The sequence below is a fragment of the Saccharopolyspora thermophila genome (assembly GCF_014646075.1).
In the GTDB taxonomy this organism is placed as follows: Bacteria; Actinomycetota; Actinomycetes; order Mycobacteriales; family Pseudonocardiaceae; genus Saccharopolyspora; species Saccharopolyspora thermophila.
In genome coordinates this window covers 557114-575650 of record NZ_BMMT01000001.1, presented here as the reverse complement: position 1 = coordinate 575650, position 18537 = coordinate 557114, and the positions used below count along the sequence as shown (strand labels likewise).

General features: G+C 71.5%; 21 protein-coding genes. 8 read left to right on the top strand and 13 right to left on the bottom strand.

Features of this window, described 5'->3' with window-relative positions; all coding sequences use genetic code 11:
• Window positions 1-97 precede the first annotated feature (97 nt).
• The 5 genes from IEY17_RS02530 to IEY17_RS02510 all read right to left on the bottom strand — a co-directional run bounded on the left by IEY17_RS02530 (window position 98) and on the right by IEY17_RS02510 (window position 5339).
• Window positions 98-919 carry a uroporphyrinogen-III synthase gene (locus tag IEY17_RS02530; protein ID WP_188984931.1) on the bottom strand — a complete coding sequence of 274 codons (822 nt, stop codon included), beginning with the start codon at window positions 917-919 and terminating at the stop codon, window positions 98-100.
• A gap of 59 nt (window positions 920-978) precedes the next feature.
• On the bottom strand, window positions 979-1776 hold the full coding sequence (locus IEY17_RS02525) for a TIGR02569 family protein (protein WP_188984930.1): 798 nt from the start codon (window positions 1774-1776) through the stop codon (window positions 979-981).
• 122 nt (window positions 1777-1898) lie between these two features.
• A complete protein-coding gene (gene moeZ, locus IEY17_RS02520; protein WP_188984928.1) occupies window positions 1899-3071 on the bottom strand; it encodes an adenylyltransferase/sulfurtransferase MoeZ in 1173 nt (390 codons plus the stop codon).
• 163 nt (window positions 3072-3234) lie between these two features.
• Window positions 3235-4221 (bottom strand): DUF3152 domain-containing protein, encoded by a 987-nt coding sequence (locus IEY17_RS02515; protein ID WP_229679768.1) that lies wholly within the window; start codon window positions 4219-4221, stop codon window positions 3235-3237.
• A 170-nt stretch (window positions 4222-4391) separates the two neighbouring features.
• Complete coding sequence (locus IEY17_RS02510) at window positions 4392-5339, bottom strand: alpha/beta fold hydrolase (protein WP_229679767.1); 948 nt, start codon at window positions 5337-5339, stop codon at window positions 4392-4394.
• A gap of 179 nt (window positions 5340-5518) precedes the next feature.
• Here IEY17_RS02510 and IEY17_RS02505 point away from each other — a divergent pair, with 179 nt between their 5' ends.
• Window positions 5519-6139 (top strand): TetR/AcrR family transcriptional regulator, encoded by a 621-nt coding sequence (locus tag IEY17_RS02505; protein ID WP_188984921.1) that lies wholly within the window; start codon window positions 5519-5521, stop codon window positions 6137-6139.
• A gap of 65 nt (window positions 6140-6204) precedes the next feature.
• Here the strand turns inward: IEY17_RS02505 and IEY17_RS02500 are convergent, their stop codons facing one another.
• Window positions 6205-7104, bottom strand: coding sequence for an AurF N-oxygenase family protein (locus tag IEY17_RS02500; protein ID WP_188984919.1), 900 nt, complete (start codon window positions 7102-7104; stop codon window positions 6205-6207).
• A 64-nt stretch (window positions 7105-7168) separates the two neighbouring features.
• Between IEY17_RS02500 and IEY17_RS02495 the strand changes: the two genes are divergently transcribed.
• Together IEY17_RS02495 and IEY17_RS02490 are read left to right on the top strand one after the other, a co-directional pair.
• Complete coding sequence (locus IEY17_RS02495) at window positions 7169-7930, top strand: TetR/AcrR family transcriptional regulator (RefSeq protein WP_188984917.1); 762 nt, start codon at window positions 7169-7171, stop codon at window positions 7928-7930.
• Window positions 7923-8228: a DUF4873 domain-containing protein gene (locus IEY17_RS02490; protein ID WP_188984915.1), complete on the top strand. Its 306-nt coding sequence runs from the start codon at window positions 7923-7925 to the stop codon at window positions 8226-8228. The genes IEY17_RS02495 and IEY17_RS02490 overlap by 8 nt, the downstream gene beginning before the upstream one ends.
• Window positions 8229-8276: 48 nt before the next feature.
• On the opposite strand, the gene IEY17_RS02485 is transcribed toward IEY17_RS02490, so the two are convergent.
• Both IEY17_RS02485 and IEY17_RS02480 read right to left on the bottom strand, forming a co-directional pair.
• On the bottom strand, window positions 8277-8504 hold the full coding sequence (locus tag IEY17_RS02485) for a DUF3107 domain-containing protein (RefSeq protein WP_188984912.1): 228 nt from the start codon (window positions 8502-8504) through the stop codon (window positions 8277-8279).
• A gap of 103 nt (window positions 8505-8607) precedes the next feature.
• The gene (locus IEY17_RS02480; RefSeq protein WP_188984910.1) at window positions 8608-9294 is read right to left on the bottom strand and encodes a ferritin-like fold-containing protein; all 687 of its coding nucleotides are present in this window, start codon (window positions 9292-9294) and stop codon (window positions 8608-8610) included.
• 576 nt (window positions 9295-9870) lie between these two features.
• Between IEY17_RS02480 and IEY17_RS02475 the strand changes: the two genes are divergently transcribed.
• Together IEY17_RS02475 and IEY17_RS02470 are read left to right on the top strand one after the other, a co-directional pair.
• A complete protein-coding gene (locus IEY17_RS02475) occupies window positions 9871-11433 on the top strand; it encodes a DEAD/DEAH box helicase (RefSeq protein WP_229679806.1) in 1563 nt (520 codons plus the stop codon).
• Between the two features lie 134 nt (window positions 11434-11567).
• Window positions 11568-12773: an Rv3212 family protein gene (locus IEY17_RS02470; protein ID WP_229679766.1), complete on the top strand. Its 1206-nt coding sequence runs from the start codon at window positions 11568-11570 to the stop codon at window positions 12771-12773.
• Window positions 12774-12783: 10 nt separating this feature from the next.
• Here IEY17_RS02470 and IEY17_RS02465 read toward each other — a convergent pair whose 3' ends face one another.
• From IEY17_RS02465 to IEY17_RS02445, 5 genes are all read right to left on the bottom strand, one after another.
• On the bottom strand, window positions 12784-13203 hold the full coding sequence (locus tag IEY17_RS02465; protein ID WP_229679765.1) for a hypothetical protein: 420 nt from the start codon (window positions 13201-13203) through the stop codon (window positions 12784-12786).
• Window positions 13204-13208: 5 nt separating this feature from the next.
• Complete coding sequence (locus IEY17_RS02460; RefSeq protein ID WP_188985348.1) at window positions 13209-14042, bottom strand: RecB family exonuclease; 834 nt, start codon at window positions 14040-14042, stop codon at window positions 13209-13211.
• A 47-nt stretch (window positions 14043-14089) separates the two neighbouring features.
• Window positions 14090-14962 (bottom strand): PHP domain-containing protein, encoded by an 873-nt coding sequence (locus IEY17_RS02455; RefSeq protein WP_188984906.1) that lies wholly within the window; start codon window positions 14960-14962, stop codon window positions 14090-14092.
• 76 nt (window positions 14963-15038) lie between these two features.
• Complete coding sequence (locus IEY17_RS02450; protein ID WP_188984904.1) at window positions 15039-15611, bottom strand: PH domain-containing protein; 573 nt, start codon at window positions 15609-15611, stop codon at window positions 15039-15041.
• A gap of 26 nt (window positions 15612-15637) precedes the next feature.
• The gene (locus tag IEY17_RS02445) at window positions 15638-15802 is read right to left on the bottom strand and encodes a cytochrome c family protein (protein WP_188984902.1); all 165 of its coding nucleotides are present in this window, start codon (window positions 15800-15802) and stop codon (window positions 15638-15640) included.
• Window positions 15803-15947: 145 nt separating this feature from the next.
• Here IEY17_RS02445 and IEY17_RS02440 point away from each other — a divergent pair, with 145 nt between their 5' ends.
• The 3 genes from IEY17_RS02440 (at window position 15948) to IEY17_RS02430 (ending at window position 18256) form a co-directional block, all read left to right on the top strand.
• The gene (locus IEY17_RS02440) at window positions 15948-16376 is read left to right on the top strand and encodes an NUDIX domain-containing protein (RefSeq protein ID WP_188984900.1); all 429 of its coding nucleotides are present in this window, start codon (window positions 15948-15950) and stop codon (window positions 16374-16376) included.
• A 459-nt stretch (window positions 16377-16835) separates the two neighbouring features.
• Window positions 16836-17924 (top strand): magnesium/cobalt transporter CorA, encoded by a 1089-nt coding sequence (gene corA, locus IEY17_RS02435; protein WP_188984898.1) that lies wholly within the window; start codon window positions 16836-16838, stop codon window positions 17922-17924.
• A 143-nt stretch (window positions 17925-18067) separates the two neighbouring features.
• Complete coding sequence (locus tag IEY17_RS02430) at window positions 18068-18256, top strand: hypothetical protein (RefSeq protein WP_188984896.1); 189 nt, start codon at window positions 18068-18070, stop codon at window positions 18254-18256.
• Window positions 18257-18537: the final 281 nt, after the last annotated feature.

The following is an 18537-nucleotide window of genomic DNA, read 5'->3' as shown; positions in this document are numbered from 1 at the left end:
AGGTCCAGATTTCGGCGGGCTTGGGATTGGGGTCGTCTTCCGGGTACTACCCCGGCGGGCTCGGGTACGCGAGGTGGGGCGTGCGGGAGGTCGCGGCCTAGGCGGGCGCGCGTTGGGGAAGTTCGTCCGTGACGAGGCGGACGAGGGAGGCCGTGCGGGACCGCTCGGGGATCACGTGGGGGATGCCCGCCGCCGCGATCGGCGCCGCCGTGACCGGGCCGACGCAGGCGACGAGGACGTCGTCCCGCAGCACCTCCCGTAGCCGCTCGCCACGGCCCGTCCGGTCCGCGCGCGCCAGGAAGTTGGTCGCCGCCGGGGCGCTGGTGAACGGCAGGGCGTGCACCTCGCCGCCCAGCACCGCGTCGATCAGCCGGTCCAGCGCGGCGAGGTCCACCGGGTCCGTCCACCGGTAGACCGTCACCGGCACCACCTCGGCACCGGCCGCGCGCAGCGCCTCCCGGAACGACAGCATCGGATCCCCATGCACCTGCAGCACGACACGCTTCCCGGCGAGGTCGTGCTCCAGCAGGTGCGCCAGCACCTCGCCGGACTCCTCGGTGGGCGACGTCCACGCGTCCACCAACCCGGCTCCGCGGACCGCGCCGCGCGCCTTGGCCCCGCGCGCCAGCACCTCGGCCCCGCGCAGGTGCGCGACCAGCCGGTCACCGACGCCGTTGTGCCCCGCCGCCTCGATCCAGCCGCGGAACCCGACGCCGGTCACCGCGACAACGAAGTCGACCGGCGCGGCGAGAACCTGCTCGGTCGCGGCGGCCAGTTCGCCGTCCTCGGGCAGCGGCACCGTGTGCATCGCCGCGCCGAACAGCACCCGCGCACCCCGGCGGGCGAACAAGGCACCGATCTCGTCGGCCTTACGCTCCGCCGTCACACCCACCGTGAAACCGCTCAGCACGTCCTGCACGGGCCCATCGTCACACAGCCACCAGCCCGGATCGGACACGGACGTGTGACAGCTGACAGTCAGAGGACCTCGAGGACCATCTGGGACGCGCGTTCCAACCCGGTCAGCGACTGGTCCGTCGAGCGCGGGTGCAGCGCGTGCACCGCGAGCCGGAACAGCAGGGCGCGCAGCAGCGCCTGCGGCCAGTCGGCCAGGTGCGACCAGCGCTCCACGATCGCCGGGTCCGCGCCGCCCCACGCCAGCGCGTCGATCACGACGACCGCGGCCGCCCACTCCGCGGGCCGCCAGTACGGGTTGAAGTCGATGATGCCCGGCGGAGCGTCCTCGGTGAACAGCACGTTGCCGAACAGGTCGCCGTGCACCACCTGAGACCGCAACTCGACCTCGCGGCGCGACCCGGCGAGCACGTCGTAGAGCCGGCCGCCCTTCTCCTGCGGCAGCACGTACTCCTCCTCGCCCCAGGCCATCCGGTCGGCCAGCGCGTAGATGTCCTGCCGCGCGCCCAGGAACCGGGGCCGGGCGAGGAACCGGCTCGCGGAGTGCAGCCGCAGCGACATGGCCACCACGTCGTCGTGCCGCGGCTCGGCCCGGCCGGCGAGGTTGCGGCTGGCCGACCACCCGGACACCACCCAGCGCCCGTCGGTGGACCGCACCGGACGCGACACCCGGACCTCGTCGGGCTCCAGCAGGTCCAGTGTCTGCGCCACCCACGCGGCCTCCGCGGCGTTCGCGGCGGGCTTGAGCACGATGTCCCCGCACCGCCAGGCGGTCACGCCCACCAGCGGCTCGGGGTCTTCGACGCGCGCACCGAATGCCGCGCGCACGTGCGGCGGTGGCGGCTCGGGCGTAGGACTCACGGGCCAGACGCTACCTCGGTGATCGCCGAATCCCCAGCAGCCACTCCGAACGCCACTTTCGGAAGCGACGTGCGGGGCGCCCCGGACCGGGCCGGGAGCGCCCCGCAACGCCGGACGAGCCCTCAGTACGTCGGCAGGCTCGGGTCGACCTCGTTGGCCCAAGCCAGGACGCCACCGCCCACGTGCACCGCGTCGGCGAACCCGGCCCGGTGCAGCGCCGCCAGCGCCTCCGCCGACCGGCCGCCGGACTTGCAGTGCAACACGATCTTGCGGTCCTGCGGCAGCTCCGCGAGGGCCTCCCCGGACAGGATGCGGTCCTTCGGGATGAGCTTGGAGCCCTCGATGCGGACGATCTCGTACTCGTGCGGCTCGCGGACGTCGATCAGCTCGAACTTCTCGCCCCGGTCGAACATGTCCTTGAGCTCGCGCGGGGTGATCGTGCTGTTCGCCGCGGCCTGCTGCGCCTCGTCGGAGACCACGCCGCAGAACGCCTCGTAGTCGATCAGCTCGGTGATCGGCTTGGCGTTCGGGTCCTTGCGGATCTTGACCGTGCGGTAGGTCATCTCCAGCGCGTCGTAGATCATCAGGCGGCCCAGCAGGGTCTCCCCGATGCCGGTGATCAGCTTGATGGCCTCGTTGACCATGATCGAGCCGATCGACGCGCACAGCACGCCCAGTACCCCGCCCTCGGCGCACGACGGCACCATGCCGGGCGGCGGCGGCTCCGGGTACAGGTCGCGGTAGTTGGGGCCGTACTGGTCCCAGAACACGCTGGCCTGGCCCTCGAACCGGAAGATCGAGCCCCACACGTAGGGCTTACCCAGCAGCACCGCCGCGTCGTTGACCAGGTAGCGGGTGGCGAAGTTGTCGGTGCCGTCCAGGATGAGGTCGTAGTCGCGGAAGATGTCGAGCGCGTTCGCCGAGCTCAGGTGCGTCTGGTGCAGGACCACCTTGACGAACGGGTTCACCTCGGCGATCGAGTCGCGCGCCGACTCCGCCTTGGGCCGCCCGAGGTCGGACTGGCCGTGGATGACCTGCCGGTGCAGGTTGGACTCGTCGACCTGGTCGAACTCCACGATGCCGAGCGTGCCGACACCGGCCGCCGCCAGGTACAGCAGCGCCGGGCTGCCGAGCCCACCAGCGCCGACCACCAGCACCTTGGCGTTCTTCAGCCGCTTCTGACCCTCCATCCCGACGTCCGGGATGATCAGGTGGCGGCTGTAGCGCGCGACCTCTTCCTTGGTCAGCTCCGCCGCCGGTTCGACCAGCGGCGGCAGCGACGTTGCGCCGGACATTCCCAGCTCCTCCTCCATGGTCGGTACCGGCTGCGCGCGAGCGTGCGCAGCAGCACCTCAGGCGTCCCCGGGGCACCCGCCGGACGGGGCCTCACGGAATCTGCAACGCAAGACTCCCCGAAAGGCTTCCGCAACCCAAATGACTCCCACGATCCGGGATCGGTCAGGAGCCGCCGCCGGCGGTGGGGAAGGGCCAGGGGTTGTACTTGCAGACGAAGCCGTCCGCGGGGATGTTGGTGCCCTGGTCGGCGATCTCGTTCAGCTCGTGCAGCTCGTTGTTGGACACGCTGAAGGTCTGCTGCATCATCACCGGCGCCAGGCCGCCCTGGCTCGGGCAGCCGACGTGCTTGTTGCCGAAGACGTGGCCGACCTCGTGGTTGATCGCGTAGCGCCGGTAGCTGCCGATGTCGCCCTGGAACGACACCGCGCCGCGCACCCAGCGGGCCGCGTTGATGTAGACCATGTCGCCCTTGCGGCACGAACTGTCGAACGGCACGCCGCTGCTGTAGTCGCATGCCTCCCGGGCGGTCGCCTGGCTGACCAGGATCACCCGGAAGTCCGGGCGCGGTCCGCTGGCGTCCACCCGCTGCAGGGAGATGCCGCCGCCCTGCGGGTTGGTCCAGCTGCGCGGGTCGGACAGCGTCGCCTGCACCAGGTTGCCGAACTCGGCGTTGGCGTCGCCGATCTCCACGCCGACCTCGATCTCCACGCTGTAGCGGAAGAGCTGCCCGGAACCGATCACCGGGGACGTGCCGGGCAGCACCCGGAAGGTGCGCGCGCCCGTCTCCGGGATCGGCCCGCCCGGGGGCAGGTCGGCGGAGAACAACCTCGGGTCGTAGGTCTGCCCGGGCGGTGCCTCGGTGACGATCGGCTGCTCGGGGTCCTGGGCGGCCAGCGGCTGGTCCGGCTGCGCCGGGACCCTGCCGCTGCCGGACGGGCGGACCGTCTGGAACACCGCGAGCGCGGTGACCACGATCAGCAGTGGCACCGCGTAGATCCGCCAGCCGTAGCGGGACAGCACCCCCGCGCGGCGCGGGCGGCCGGGTTCGTCGTCCGCTTCGCCGTCGAGTTCCGGATCGGGGTCGGCCGGGGCCGCCACCGGGTTCCAGGAGGCGACCAGCGGTTCGCCCCGGCGCCGGTCGGCTCCCACTCGGGCAGTGGTCCGCCGCGCTGGTCGGTGGTCAGATACGGAGGCACGAGATCGGTGCGGCGGACGCGTCACGCTCCTAGCCTGCCACAGGCGATTTCGCACCTTGGACCACACCGGCCACTCCGCGTGACCGAAACGCGAAGATCATGTGATATGGCGGAGTCCGGTCCTTACCAGGAATCGGCCTGCTGGAGGGCGAGCATCGCGCGGGCAACCACCCGGGGGCGCTCCATCTGCGCGACATGCCCCGTTCGTGGCAACACGAGGAGCCGACCGCGCGGGATGAGCGCCGCGGTGCGGGGCCCCTTTCGGACCGTGACCACCCGATCGTCGCTGCCCCACACGACCAGGGTAGGCGCGGTGATCTCCGGCAACCGCCGCCACAGCGACCGGGCGGGCGGCACCAGCCAGGACCGCAGCAGCTCCACCGTGGTGCGCCCCAGCGACGGCCCCGCCCACGGCAGCCGGGCGCGCTCCTCGAACTCCGCCGCCGCCTCGGCCAGCCGGTGCGGCGGCACCACGGCCGGATCGGCGAAGCACAACCGCATCAGCTGCTCGGCCCGCTGCGCGGGCGTCACCGCGGCGAGCTGCCGCCGGGCACGGGCGCCGACCAGCGGCAGCGCGGCCAGCGCCAGCCGCGGGTCGGACAGCCGCCGCGGGTCCAGCCGCAGGTCGGGCATGGCCGGGGAGATCAGCGTCAGCGCGTCGACCAGATCCGGGCGGGTCGCCGCGACCTCGATGGCCACTGCGGCGCCGAACGAGTTCCCGGACAGGTGCACCGGCCCGTCGAGCGACTCCAGCAGCCGGATCACCACGTGCGCGTTGCCGACCCGGCTGAAGTCGAACGCCGGCGGCGGCTCGGAGTGGCCGAAGCCCGGCAGGTCGAGCGCGATGCTGCGCATCCGGCCCGCGAGCAGCCGGGACAGGTCCGTCCAGTTCGTGGACGACCCGGCCAGCCCGTGCAGGTGCACCGCGGTGGGGGCCAGCGGGTCCGGACCGGGCGTCTCGCGCAGGTGCAGCCGCACGGGTCCGAAGCGGGTGGGCAGCTCGACGTGTCGACCGGGTGGGGGCTTCGCGGTGAGGTCGACCGGCGGCACGCCGTCGGCCACCAGCGGCACCCTCGTCAGCTCCCGTCGGAGTACTGCACGGGCAGGCGATGTGGTCGTCACGAGTACCAGCATGGCGCGTTCGGCGCCGCCCGGATTGCGCTCCCCCGCTCTACCGGCGAGTAGAGTTCAGGGCACCCCGGGAGAGCTGAGGGCCGCCGAGCGCGAGGGAAGGACGGGTGGAGGCGAGGATGACCGAGACCGCGCAGCCGAGCCGAGGCGTACGGTTGCCGCGCGACGCGCGCCGGGCGCAGTTGCTCGAAGCGGCCCAGCACGTCTTTGTACACAACGGCTACCACGCCGCCGCGATGGACGACATCGCCGAGCGCGCCGGGGTCAGCAAGCCGGTCCTCTACCAGCACTTCCCGGGCAAGCTGGAGCTCTACCTCGCGTTGCTGGAGACGCACGGCAACGAACTGGTGCGCCGCGTGCGGGAGGCCATCGCGTCCACCACGGACAACAAGCAGCGGGTGCGGGCGGCGACCGGCGCCCTGTATGAGTTCGTCGCCAGCGAGGGCCAGGCGTTCCGGCTGGTCTTCGAGTCGGACCTGCGCGGCGAACCGGCGGTGGAGAAGGCCGTGGAGACCGCGCTGTCGGACTGCATCGACGCGATCACCGAGGCGGTGACCGCGGACGCCGGGCTGGACGCCGAGCGCGCCCGCCTGCTCGCGGTCGGCCTGGTCGGCCTTAGCCAGGTGACGGCTCGCTACTGGCTGGACACCAGGGACACGATCTCCCAGGACGAAGCCGTCAGCCTCATCTCCACCCTCGCCTGGAAGGGCCTGGCGGGCTTCCCGCTCCAGACCCCCTGACGTGCGGTGGGGCCGCGCCGGCGGTCACCGGGCGACGCGCACGAGACCTCCTCGGCCCGCTCCCGTCAGCGGATGAGGTGTGCCTTCTTCCACCAGCGCATGCCGGGCCTGCCGACCAGCCCGACCTCCTCCAGGAAGGCCATGATCTTCTCGCCGCACCAGTGCAGGGTGTCCTGGAAGTTCGGGTTGGCCCACGCGACGCGGAACGCCTCGCGCGGCCGCAGGCCGACGGCCTGATACACGTGCGGGTTGATCAGGCTGAGGCAGATGCAGTACGCCACCAGCGCGGTGCAGTACTGGTGGTAGGCCCGCTCCGCGGCGCCGCACTCGGCCATCCGCCGCACCACCTCCTCGCGGGCGAAGGTCACGTGCCGCGCCTCCTCCAGGACGTGGATCCGGTTGACCATCCGCACCAGCGGCTGCACGTTTTCGTCGTGCATCTGGTCCCGCTGGAAGCGGTCCAGGATCTCCTCCGCGACGAGGATCGAGGCGTACGCCGACGGTCCGCGCAGCACGGCGGGCAGCACCCGGCCGCCGAGGTGCAGCAGCGGGAGCGGCCCGTACGCCGGCGCACCGACCCGGTCCACGGCCTTGGCGAACATCGTGGAGTGCCGACACTCGTCGCCGATCTCGGTCAGCGCGTACTGGGCGTGGGCGGTGCGCGGGTCGCAGTTGTAGAACTCCTTGAGCAGCATCTGCATCAGCAGCACCTCGAACCACACGCCGTTGGAGGCGATGCTGGCGAACTCGTGCTTGGTGAGTTCGATGCGCTGCTCGTGGCTGAGCCGGTCCCACAGGTGCGTGCCATACAGCGAGCTGCGCCGGAACGGGATGTAGGGCTTGTCCTCGGCCAGCGGGGCCGTCCAGTCGATGTCGACCTCGGGGTCGTAGCTGTTGCGGGCGGACGAGTTCAGCAGCCGCGTGGCCGTCTTCTCCCGGTCGTTGACCTGCAGGGCCCTGCTCATCCGTAGATCACCCTCCCACCCTCGGCATTGCGTGTTACTTCAAGTAACAGTTACCGTGGGTAGGGTGAGCCACTCCTCCCGACCTGTCAAGGCTGTCCCGCCCGGCCCAGGACGCGGTGACGCGCGCCGCGAACGGTGGCGCGAACACCGCGAGGCCCGGCGCGCCGAGTTCGTCGCAGCCGCCGTCCGGGCCATCGGCAAGCACGGCGCCGACGTCGGCATGGACGAGATCGCCGCCGAGGCCGGGGTCAGCAAACCCGTGCTCTACCGGCACTTCAGCGACAAAAGCGACCTCTACGTGGCGGTCGGCGAATGGGGCACCGAACTGCTGATGCAGCGGCTGCGCCCGCTGTTCCACCAGGGCGGCAGCCCCAACCAGCGCATCCGCCGCCTGCTCGACGCCTACCTCGGCACCATCGAGCAGTACCCGGAGCTGTACCGCTTCGTGGTGCAGCGCACCTTCGCCGACCGTCCGGTGCGCTCCGACCCGGTGTCGGCGGAGAAGACCGTGATCGCCAACTCGCTGTCCCGCATCCTCGGCGAGTACCTGCGGGCGCTGGGCCTGGACTCCGGCGGCGTCGAGCCGTGGAGCCACGGGCTGGTCGGCATGGTGCAGGCCAGCGGCGACTGGTGGCTGGAGCGCCAGTCGATGAGCCGCGGCGACCTCACCGACTACCTGGCGCAGATCATCTGGTACGCCATCGACGGCGTGCTGCGCTCCGCGGGACTGGTGATCGACCCCGACGAACCGCTGGAGATCGGCGACGAGGGACTGCGCGTGATCTCCGTCCCCGACGACGCCGAGGAGGACGCCGACGATGCATGACCACGACGAGGACGACTACCGGGGGCCGGCGACGATGCGGGCCGGGGACCGCGAGATCGCGGTGCGGGTGGTGCTGCGCGGACACTTCCAGCCCATCGACGGCCGCTTTCACTGGTACGGGCGGGTCGCCGCGCACGAGTCGGTCGACGAGCTCGCCGCCCGGCACCGCCAGGACGTGCTGCTGCGCACCCCGGACGGCGAGGCGGTCGGCACCCTGTCCGACCCGGACCCGTGGGGCCGCTACCGGATCACCGGCACCGGTCACCCGCCGTTCCCGGTCCCGACCGCGCTGGGATGAGCGAAAAGGGGCACCCGTGCCGCGGGTGCCCCTGGAGCCGGAACCGGGTCAGCTGATACCGAAACCGACCCGCGGCGCCTCCACCGGGCCGATTTCGACGTAGGCCACCTTGGCGGACGGCACGATGAAGCGGCGCCCCTTCTCGTCGGTCAGCGCCAGCACGCCGTCAGCGTTCTTCAGCGCGTCGGCGACCAGCGACTCGACCTGCTCGGGGGACTGTCCGCTGGCGACCGTGAGCTCGCGCGGGCTGTCCACGACGCCGATCTTGACCTCCACGCCGAACCTCCGTTGGCACTCGAATCCGTTGGGATGCGGTCAGGCTATCCCAGGCCCTCCCACCTCTGCGTCAAACCGACCCGGGCAGCCGGTTGTTCCCGGCTCAGCCCAGGCCCAGGCGGGCCATCCGCTTCGTGTGGTTGTTCTGCAGGCGGCGGAACATCGCCCCCACCCCGGTGAGGTCGCCCGACCCCTTGATGATCAGCTCCGCGAGCGCGTCGCGCTCGGCCACCACCCGCTGCGCCTGGGTCATCGCCTCGCCCAGCAGCCGTCGCCCCCACAGGGTCAACTTGTCGCGCAGCGTGCGGTCCGCCTCGCACGCCGCCTGCACCTCGCGCTCGGCGAACGCCGAGTGGCCGGTGTCGGCCAGCACGGTCAGCACCAGCTCCCGCGTGGTGGGGTCCAGCCACTCCGCCACCTCGCGGTAGAAGTCCGCCGCCAGCCCGTCGCCCACGTACGCCTTGACCAGCGACTCCAGCCACGAGTGCGGGGCGGTGGAGGCGTTGAACGCGTCGAACGGCGCCGCGAACGGCTGCATCGCCTCGTCGACGGCCACCCCGCGCTCGGCGAGGTGCTCCTCCAGCAGCCGGTAGTGGCCGATCTCGGCGGCGGCCATGCTGGCCAGCGCGGCGCGCCCAGACAGCGTCGGCGCGCTGCGGGCGTCCTCGGCGAGGCGGTCGAACGCCGACAGCTCCCCGTAGGCGAGCGCGGCGAGCAGATCGATCACGCCTTCCTCGTAACGCTCGTCACTTTCCTCGGGCACCACGGCGCGCTGGTCAGCCTCACTCATGGCTGCGAGCCTAACCGGCGGCGCACCCGAGTCGTACGCACCACGGCGGGAACGGGCGGCGAACAGGTATCCTCGGGCGTCGGAGGAGCATCGGCGTCCGGCGCGCGATCGCCACCTGGTCCAACGATCGGCGGCGAGCAGCGCGGGGCTGGCTCCCCGAACGTCGCGATCCGGGCGGGGCACGCCCGAGCGGGACGGCCCCGAACCACTGCCGGCGCGAACGCGGCCAGGGCGAACCGCTCGTCGGCATGGGTGCACGCGACGCCGGACAACGAACCGCAGCGGATCAAACACCGCTGAGCGAACAACAGGCGCGCACATTACGTCGGTGACCACGAGCACAGCGAGCGGCCGCGATCAGCGGGCCGCGGTGCCGGGAGGACGTCGCCACGGATCGGCCCGACGCGGGACGCAGGCGCGCAGGTACCGAGAGAGGCGATCATTCTGACGTTCACCAACAGCCAGGCCCCTGACGGCCGCGAAGACCAGACCGGGGGCGGCAGCCCCGACACAGCGCACGACCGGCAGCTGGAGCACAGCGAGACCGGCGCCCCCGCACCCGGCACGGCCGCTCCGCTGCACGCCGGACCCACGGCGAACTCGGACTCCCCGACCTTCGCCGAGCTCGACGTCCGCCCGGAGATCGTCCGGGCGCTGCGCGAAGCCGGCATCGAGCACACCTTCGCCATCCAGGAGCTGACCCTGCCGCTGGCGATGCGCGGTGAGGACCTCATCGGCCAGGCCCGCACCGGCACCGGCAAGACCCTCGGCTTCGGTGTTCCGCTGCTGCACCGGCTGCAGGTGCCCGGCGACGGCACCCCGCAGGCCCTGGTCGTGGTGCCGACCCGCGAGCTGTGCCTGCAGGTCACCCGCGACCTCGCCGACGCCGGCAGGCACCTGGGCGTGCGCACCGTCGCCGTCTACGGCGGTCGCCCCTACGAGGAGCAGATCGCCGCGCTGCGCAACGGCGTCGACGTGGTCATCGGCACCCCGGGCCGCCTGCTGGACCTCGCCGAGCAGCGCCAGCTGGTCCTCGGCAAGATCCGCGGCCTGGTTCTCGACGAGGCCGACGAGATGCTCGACCTGGGCTTCCTGCCCGACATCGAACGCATCCTGCGGATGGTGCCCGAGCAGCGGCAGACCATGCTGTTCTCGGCCACCATGCCGGGCCCGGTCCTCACCCTGGCCCGCACCTTCATGACCCGGCCCACGCACATCCGGGCCGAGCAGGCCGACGAGAGCGCGGTCCACGAACGCACCCGGCAGCTCATCTACCGGGCGCACGCGATGGACAAGACCGAGCTGATCGCCAGGGCTCTGCAGGCCAACAACCGCGGCCTGACGATGATCTTCAGCCGGACCAAGCGCCAGGCCCAGAAGCTCGCCGACGAGCTCACCGAGCGCGGCTTCGCCGCCGGCGCGGTGCACGGCGACCTCGGCCAGGGCGCCCGCGAGAAGGCGCTGCGCGCGTTCCGCTCCGGAAAGATCGACATTCTGGTCGCCACCGACGTCGCCGCCCGCGGCATCGACGTCGCCGGCGTGACCCACGTGATCAACCTGCAGTGCCCGGACGACGAGAAGACCTACGTGCACCGCATCGGCCGCACCGGCCGCGCCGGGCGCGAGGGCGTCGCGATCACCCTCGTCGACTGGGACGACGAACCCCGCTGGAAACTGATCAGCGACACCCTCGGCCTGGACAAGCCGGTGCCCCTGGAGACCTACTCCACCTCGCCGCACCTGTTCACCGACCTGGACATCCCGGAGGACGCCACCGGCCGCCTGCCGCTGTCCAAGCGCACCCGCCCCGGCCTCGACGCCGAGCCAGAAGCCGACGAGGCCAAACGGCGCCGCAGGCGGCGTCGCACCCGCGGCGGCGCGGACCAGCGCAGCGGCGAAGCGGAAAGCGGAGCCCGTCAGGACAGCGACGCCGAGACGCGGCCCGCGCGACGACGGCGGCGCCGCCGGACCCGCGGCGGCGTCGAGATCGGCGTGCAGCAGCCGGAGGCGTCCGCCGCGAGCGGTGAGGCCGACGCCGGCGAGCGCCCGCGCCGACGGCGCCGCAGGCGGCGCGGCACCGGCACCGGCGAAGCCGCCGGGGACCCGGGCAGCACGCGCAGCAGCGCCGAAGGCGCCTGAGCGCACTGATCAGGTGACGAGTGCACGGCACCTCCCACCCAGTAACTTGGTCGGCGGTGCCCTGCACACCAACGCTGATGCACGTCGCGGCGCGGGGCACCTTCACGCGGGACGGAGCAGGAGGAGCAGCGACGGTGGTCCGGCCGGAACGGCGCACGAGAACCGACCTCGCCGCGGTGGCGTTGATCCTGGTCGCCGTGGTCGTTAGCGCCGCCGCGCTGTGGTGGTACAGCGACGCGCGCGCCACGGTGTCCCAGACCGCGGCCCGCCCGCTGCCCGACGTGCCCGAGGCGACCGGGGTTCCGGCGGCCCTGACCGAGATCTGGCGCGCCCCCAGCCCGGCCACCCCGGTCCCGGTGGTCGCCGGACCGGCCGTGGTCACCGGGCAGGGCCAGGAGGTCCTCGGGCGCGACCCGCTCACCGGCCGGGCCGCCTGGCGCTACGCCCGCGACATCCCGCTGTGCACGATCGGCTCCGAGTGGGACCGGGCGATCGCCGTCTACCGCAAGTCGCACAACTGCAGCGAGGTCACCTCGCTGCGCGGCACGACCGGGGTGCGCGGGCCGCAGCGCAACTCCGACGCCGAGTTCGGCACCCGGTTGCTGACCGACGGCACCTACGTGACCGCCACCGGTCGGCGGTCCTTCGAGTCCTGGCGCTCCGACCTGGTGCGGACCCAGCAGTTCGGCATGCCGCCCGCGGTGAAGAACCCGGACAACAACATGACGCGGCCGGGCTGCACCTACTCCTCGATCGCGGTCGGCGAGGAGCGGGTCGGGATCGTGGAGGACTGCCCGCGCGAGCTGGGCCGCATCACGGTCATCAAGGCGCACCCGCAGGACGACGAGAAACCCGAGGAGGTCTTCAGCGTCGGCCTGGGCAGCACGTCCGCCGCGGTCGTCGCGGTGACCGACGAACGGGTCGCGGTGGTGTTGCGGGACCGCGGCGAGGTCGTCGTCTACGACACCAGCGGCAGAACCGTCGCCCGCTACCCGGTGCGCACCGGCACGCCCGAGTCCCAGGCCAACGTGCGGGTGGAGGCCACCACCACCGGCGACCACCGTATCTTCTGGCACACCGGGACCGACACCCTCGCGCTCGACCCGGCCACGCTCACTCCACTGTGGACGGCACCGGACACGCTGGGACCGGCCATCAGGTTCGCGGGCCGGCTGCTGGTCCCCGTCGCGGACGGCCTGGCGGTGCTCGATCCCGCCACCGGCAACCGGGACCGCGTCATCCCCGTCGACCGGGCGGGCTACCCCGGCCCGGTGGAGCTGAACGCGGTCGGGCCGGTCGTGCTGGAGCAGCGCGGCGACACCCTGGTCGCGCTCCGCTGAACAACCGACCTCACCACCACCAGAACCACAGCGACCCGATCACGAGCGCGAAGGCGGCGAGGGTCGCCGCACCGCCGACCGCGTCGCGGCGCCGGTCCGCCACCGTCTGCAGGGCGACCGCCGCGAGCGCCGTCACCAGCTGGGAGATCACCGCGGCCACCCCGGGCCCCTGCTGGCCCAGGCTGATCGTCCAGAACTGGACCACGACCAACCCCACCGCGAACACCAACGACCCCGCCGCCAGCGCACCGGTGAGGGTGCGGGCCGTGGTGCCGATCCGGGTTGGCGGCTTCGGCGGGTGCAGCGCGTGCCGCCCGCCCGACTGGGGACGCGGTTGGTCCCCCGCCTCCGGCAGCCGCCGGGTGCGCGGCGGGTGGGGCGAAGCTGCTGGCGGTGTGCCCATCGGGCCGTCCTCCGGAGTCGGTTGCATGCTCGTCAGTCCCCCAGCAGTGCCCAGGCGGATAGGGACGGGGCAGCCTGCCGGCCCGCCGCGCAGTGCGCCCGGAAGTCGCACCACGAGCAGTGCTTCCCGGTCTGCACCGGGAACAGCGCGTCAGCGTCCGCCCCGTCATCCAACGCCTCGGTCGCCTCCTGGAGTTCCGCGGCCAACCGCTCGGCGCGTTCCTGCAGTTCGGCGAGGGACTCCGCGGTGTGGTCCCAGCCGGCCACCGTGGCGGTCGGCAGGTGGTGCAGCTCCACCCGGCGACACGGCCGGTGCATGGTGCGGCGCACCGCCAGCGCGTACAGGCCGAGCGCCAGCGACAGCCGCGCGTCGTCGGTCCGCAACCCGTGTCGTCCGGTCTTGTAGTCGACCACCACCAGCTCGCCGCGCCGGTCGTCGATCCGGTCGACACGGCCCTCGGCGATGATCGACCCCACCGGCGCGGACACCCACCGCTCGACCGCCAGCGGCTCGGTGCCGGGCGGCAGCTGCGCCACGTACCCGCGGACCCACTCCTGCGCGCGGCGCCGGTGCTCGGCGGCCTGCTCAGGGCTCGCGAAACCGTCGTTCTTCCAGTACTCGCGGACCAGCGCGGCGGCGCGCTCCGGACTGCGCCGATCAGCCTTCAGCTCGAAGTACGCCCGCAGCGCGTTGTGCACCACCGCGCCCAGGGTGCTGTTCGCCCAGGCACCGGCGCGCGTCGGCGTCGGCCGGTCGAGGTAGGTCATCCGGTACTTCCGGGGGCATTGCGCCCACGTGCCGAGCCGGGCTGGGGTGACCCGCACCAGCCTGCTGGGAATGCCTTCGAGTCCGAGCTGCCCCTGCACGGTGACCACCGTACGCAGTGTCGCCACTACCACGGGACTGGCCCCGCTCAGCCGATGACCTTGCTGCCGCTGCACCTCTCGACCAACCGGTCCAGTGAGTCGGGCGGGGTGGTCTCCTGGCCGATCCGGATGGTCTTGTTGGTGCCGTGGTAGTCGCTGCTGCCGGTCGGGACCAGGTCCAGCTCCGCCGCCAGACCGCGCAGCCGGGCGCGGGTTGCGGCGTCGTGGTCGGGATGGTCGATCTCGATTCCGACGAGGCCGTGCTCGGTCAGCTCGGCGACGATGTCGGCGGTCACCACGGGACCGCGCGCGGTGGCGAAGGGATGCGCCAGCACCGTGGCACCGCCCGCTTCGGCGATCATCTCGATGGCGCGATGCACGGGTGTGTCGGTGCGCGGCAGGTAGTAGCGCCCCGAGCCGCCGAGGTACTTCGCGAACGCCTCGTCGACGCTGGCCACCGTCCCGGCCTTGACCAGGGCGCGCGCCAGGTGCGGTCGACCACCCGGTGAGTCCGGCGGCAACCCGGCCATGATCTCGTCCGGATCGACCGGGAAGCCGTCGTCGGCCATGTGCCGGGCCATCTGGTACAGCCGCTCGCGGCGCTCCGCCCGCAGCCGCGACTGCTCCTGGACCAGGGCCGCCGAGTTCGGGTCGAACAGGTACGCCAGCAGGTGCACGGTGATCGTCCGACCCCGGCCGTCCGGGCATGAGCAGGACAGCTCGGCACCCGGCACGACACGGAACCGACCGGGTTCGGCCAGCGTCCGCACGGCGCGTTCGGCAGCGGCCCAGCCAGCCGTGGTGTCGTGGTCGGTGAGCGCGATCACGTCCAGGCCCGCCGCGATGGCGGTGGCGACGAGCTCAGCCGGCGTGTCGGTCCCGTCGGACTCGGTGGAATGCGTGTGCAGGTCGATTCGCACCCGATCAGTGTGACCGATGAGTCCCAGCGGCACGCACCCAGCCAACCGCACCCGGCCGGGGACCGGGTGCGGCTTGCTACAGCTTCGCGGCCTTGCGCTTGCCCACCGCGGCGCGGCGGGCCTTGAGCATCGAGAACCGGTCCTGCTGCTGGCCCTTCTTGTCACCGAACACCAGCCCGGAGATCGCGTCCTCGACCTCGTCCGGGCTCGGCACGTACTCGATGCGGTTCAGCGCCTGGATCTGACCGGCCGACTCGACGACGAGCGTGCCGTAGCCGAGGATCCGGCCCATCAGCGTGCGCGCGAACGTCAGGTCGGTGACCTTCGTGATCGGCATCATCGCCACGTTGGTGGTGAAGATGCCGGACGTGATCAGGAACCGCTTGTCCGTGACGACGATCCGTTCCACGTACCAGTCCAGGACCTGGTACGCGAAGCGCACCAGGACCGCCAGCCCCGCGTACCAGAGCACGTTCTGGACCAACCAGCCGTTGCCCGGCGGCACCAGGTAGGAGACGAGCACCAGGCCGACGAGCAGCCCGACCGCCTCGAAGAGGTCCCACACCAGGACCGCCCAGTGCCTTCTGACGCGGATCACCCGGCGTTCGGTGTCCAGCAGGTACTCGTCGGGGTCCCTCGGAGCGAACACGGCACCCGCCTCCCGCGGCTCGCGCTTTACTGGGTGAAGAGGTTCTGCATGAAGGTGATGACGGCCTCAGCGGCTCCCCGGAGGCTGCCCAGGATCCCGTTCACGACGTCGCTGGCCTGAATCGGCGCGGTAAACAGGAAGAACAGGAGAAACGCAACTCCGGCCCACGTGAAGATCTTCTTCATGTTCACTGTGACGCACCCCGTCCGAAATGCCCTTGAGTAGCCCAGGCGCCTGCTGATCCGTTGTACCGCACTCTGCCGCTGTACGGCAGCTTTGTACCGCACTTGGGTCAGTCGATTCCGGGCTGCCCCGGATCCACTACCCTCCGTGGTGATGATCGTATCGGAGAATCCCGTGATCCGCTGCGTCGGCGCGGTGGTCCACGACCCGCGCGGCCGGTTGTTGCTGGTCAAACGCGCGAATGAACCCGGGAGGGGCAAGTGGTCGCTCCCGGGTGGCCGAGTGGAGCACGGGGAGACCGACCATTCGGCGGTACAGCGCGAGGTTCGCGAGGAAACGGGACTCTCCGTCACCGTCGGACGGCTGGTCGGGCGCGTTCTGCGCCCCGCACCGAAGGGCACCTACGAGATCCTGGACTACTCCTGCCGGAGTAGCGGGACTGAGCTTTTCGCAGGTGACGACGCCGCCGATGCGATGTGGGCCGACAGTGCGACCTTCGCCACACTGGAACGCGAGGGCGCGTTGACCGAGGGCCTGGCCGAGACGCTGCGAGCCTGGGATTGCCTACCCCGCAACGAGTGATGTCCGGAATGCCACCGGACGTCCCTTCCCACGTTCCGGGAACGGCCGGCGGCGGTTGCACGCCAGGCCGGATCGAAGTGCCCCATCGAGGCCAACGATTCACCCGTTCCGCGCGACGCCGGGACACTGGTTGCGAGCCGTTGTCACGCCACCACGCGGACGGAGTATCGTTGTCGGTTGGCTGACCGACCACCGCAGCGGCGGATGACTTCAGGAGGTGAGGGATCGTGGGAAGTAGTGCCGACAGTGCTCTTCCGTGCAGTACCAACCGCATCCCCGCCGGGAAGGCCGGCCACTAGGCGGCAGGCACCGCCCTCCCCGGGACCCGGCCGGGATGCGCGGAGAGCGCACGGAACAGCCCGAGCGCTCGACTCGCCCAGCGCACCACCAGCCAGCGTCCCGCCGGACCGGCACTACCCGGTCCCGCCGGGACTCTGCGCCCGGATTCTGGAGGTCGTCGTGCCCAACCTGCCCTCCCTCGGCCTGCGCACCCGCGGCTTCCGCAACGACCGCGCCCCGCAGCCGACCACCCGCACCCCGGCACCGCTGTCCGACTACGTGGTCGACTGCGCCATCTACGTCGACGGGCACCGCCTCGAGGGGGCGTGGGACCACGTGGACGCCATCGAGGAGGTGCGGCGGCGCGGGTCCGGCTTCGTCTGGATCGGCCTGCACGAGCCGACCGAGGAACAGATCAACGGCATCGCCGAGACCTTCGGACTGCACGAGCTGGCCGTCGAGGACGCGGTGCACGCCCACCAGCGGCCGAAGCTGGAGCGCTACGACAACACGCTGTTCATGGTGCTCAAGACGGTCCGCTACGTGGCGACCGAGACCCGCGCGGCCACCAGCGAGATCGTCGACACCGGCGAGCTGATGGTGTTCGTCGGCCGCGACTTCGTCATCACGGTCCGGCACGGCAAGCACGCGAGCCTGGCGGAGGTGCGCAGCCAGCTGGAGGCCGATCCGGAGCAGCTGGCGCTCGGGCCGTCGGCGGTGCTGCACGGCGTGGCCGACCACGTGGTGGACAGCTACCTCGACGTCACCGAGGCCATCCAGGACGACATCGACGAGATCGAGGCCGAGGTCTTCGAACCGCGCACCAAGATCGACGCCGAGCAGATCTACCTGATGAAGCGGGAGGTCCTGGAGCTGCGGCGGGCGGTGCTGCCGCTGACCAAGCCGTTGCAGCGGCTGGCCGAGGGCTACACGCCGATGGTCGCCGAGGAGGTCCGCTCCTACTTCCGCAACGTCGAGGACCACCTGGCGAAGGTGTCGGAAATGGTGGGCTCCTTCGACGAGCTGCTGACCACCCTGGTGGACGCGACGCTGGCCAAGATCACGCTCCAGCAGAACACCGACATGCGCAAGATCTCCGCCTGGGTCGCGATCATCTCGACGCCGACCATGATCGCCGGGATCTACGGGATGAACTTCGACGTGATGCCCGAAACGCACTGGGCCTTCGGTTATCCGGTGACGCTGGTGGTGATGTTCTGTGCCTGCGTGGTGCTGTTCAAGATCTTCCGGCGGAACAAGTGGTTGTGATCGCGCGTTGTAACGTTTCCGGCCCCGGTGACGATGTTGCTCATGGGGTCACTTCGCGTCCGGCGATCGTCCGGACGCCGTCTCGACGGTCCGTCAGCGCCGCGCGGTTCTCCGCGGCGGCACGAGCGTGTGAGGAGGTTGTCATGCACCGGCTGCTGCAGCACGAAGGGCGTGTCCGGCATCGGCTCCTCCCCGCCGCGGTGCGCCGAAGTCCCGTGACGCGCCGGGAGATCGCCGAGCAGCTGTTCCGGCACACGGTCTGGGTGGAGCGAAAACCCGGCGCGATGTGGAACGCGGTTCCCGCCGCGCCGCGCGCCGCTGTCGCGCGCTGACGCCCGGCGTGAGCACCGCGGGCCACATCGTGGAGCGAATTCTCTTGCAGATCTTCGTTCTTCACGTTGGGAGGCACCGCCATGACCCGCTTGATGACCAACAAGCTCACCGTGCTGGTCGCGCTGATCCTGGGGTGGATCGTCACCTTGTTCGTGCTCATCGCCAACCAGTTCTGACACCCGATCGGCTGTCCACTTCGGACTGAATCCACAGGCTTTCCCGGTAGCCGGGTCCGGCGACACCGCTGGGCTCCGGCGTACCCGCACGGCTATAACCACCC

Bases quoted from the DNA above. Each gene is read 5' to 3' on its own strand.
- moeZ (WP_188984928.1), bottom strand. From the start codon at position 3,071: ATGTCCGGCGCAACGTCGCTGCCGCCGCTGGTCGAACCGGCGGCGGAG.
- IEY17_RS02505 (WP_188984921.1), top strand. From the start codon at position 5,519: ATGACCGAGACCGCGCAGCCGAGCCGAGGCGTACGGTTGCCGCGCGAC.
- IEY17_RS02500 (WP_188984919.1), bottom strand. From the start codon at position 7,104: ATGAGCAGGGCCCTGCAGGTCAACGACCGGGAGAAGACGGCCACGCGG.
- IEY17_RS02490 (WP_188984915.1), top strand. From the start codon at position 7,923: ATGCATGACCACGACGAGGACGACTACCGGGGGCCGGCGACGATGCGG.
- IEY17_RS02480 (WP_188984910.1), bottom strand. From the start codon at position 9,294: ATGAGTGAGGCTGACCAGCGCGCCGTGGTGCCCGAGGAAAGTGACGAG.
- IEY17_RS02465 (WP_229679765.1), bottom strand. From the start codon at position 13,203: ATGCAACCGACTCCGGAGGACGGCCCGATGGGCACACCGCCAGCAGCT.
- IEY17_RS02440 (WP_188984900.1), top strand. From the start codon at position 15,948: ATGATCGTATCGGAGAATCCCGTGATCCGCTGCGTCGGCGCGGTGGTC.
- IEY17_RS02430 (WP_188984896.1), top strand. From the start codon at position 18,068: ATGCACCGGCTGCTGCAGCACGAAGGGCGTGTCCGGCATCGGCTCCTC.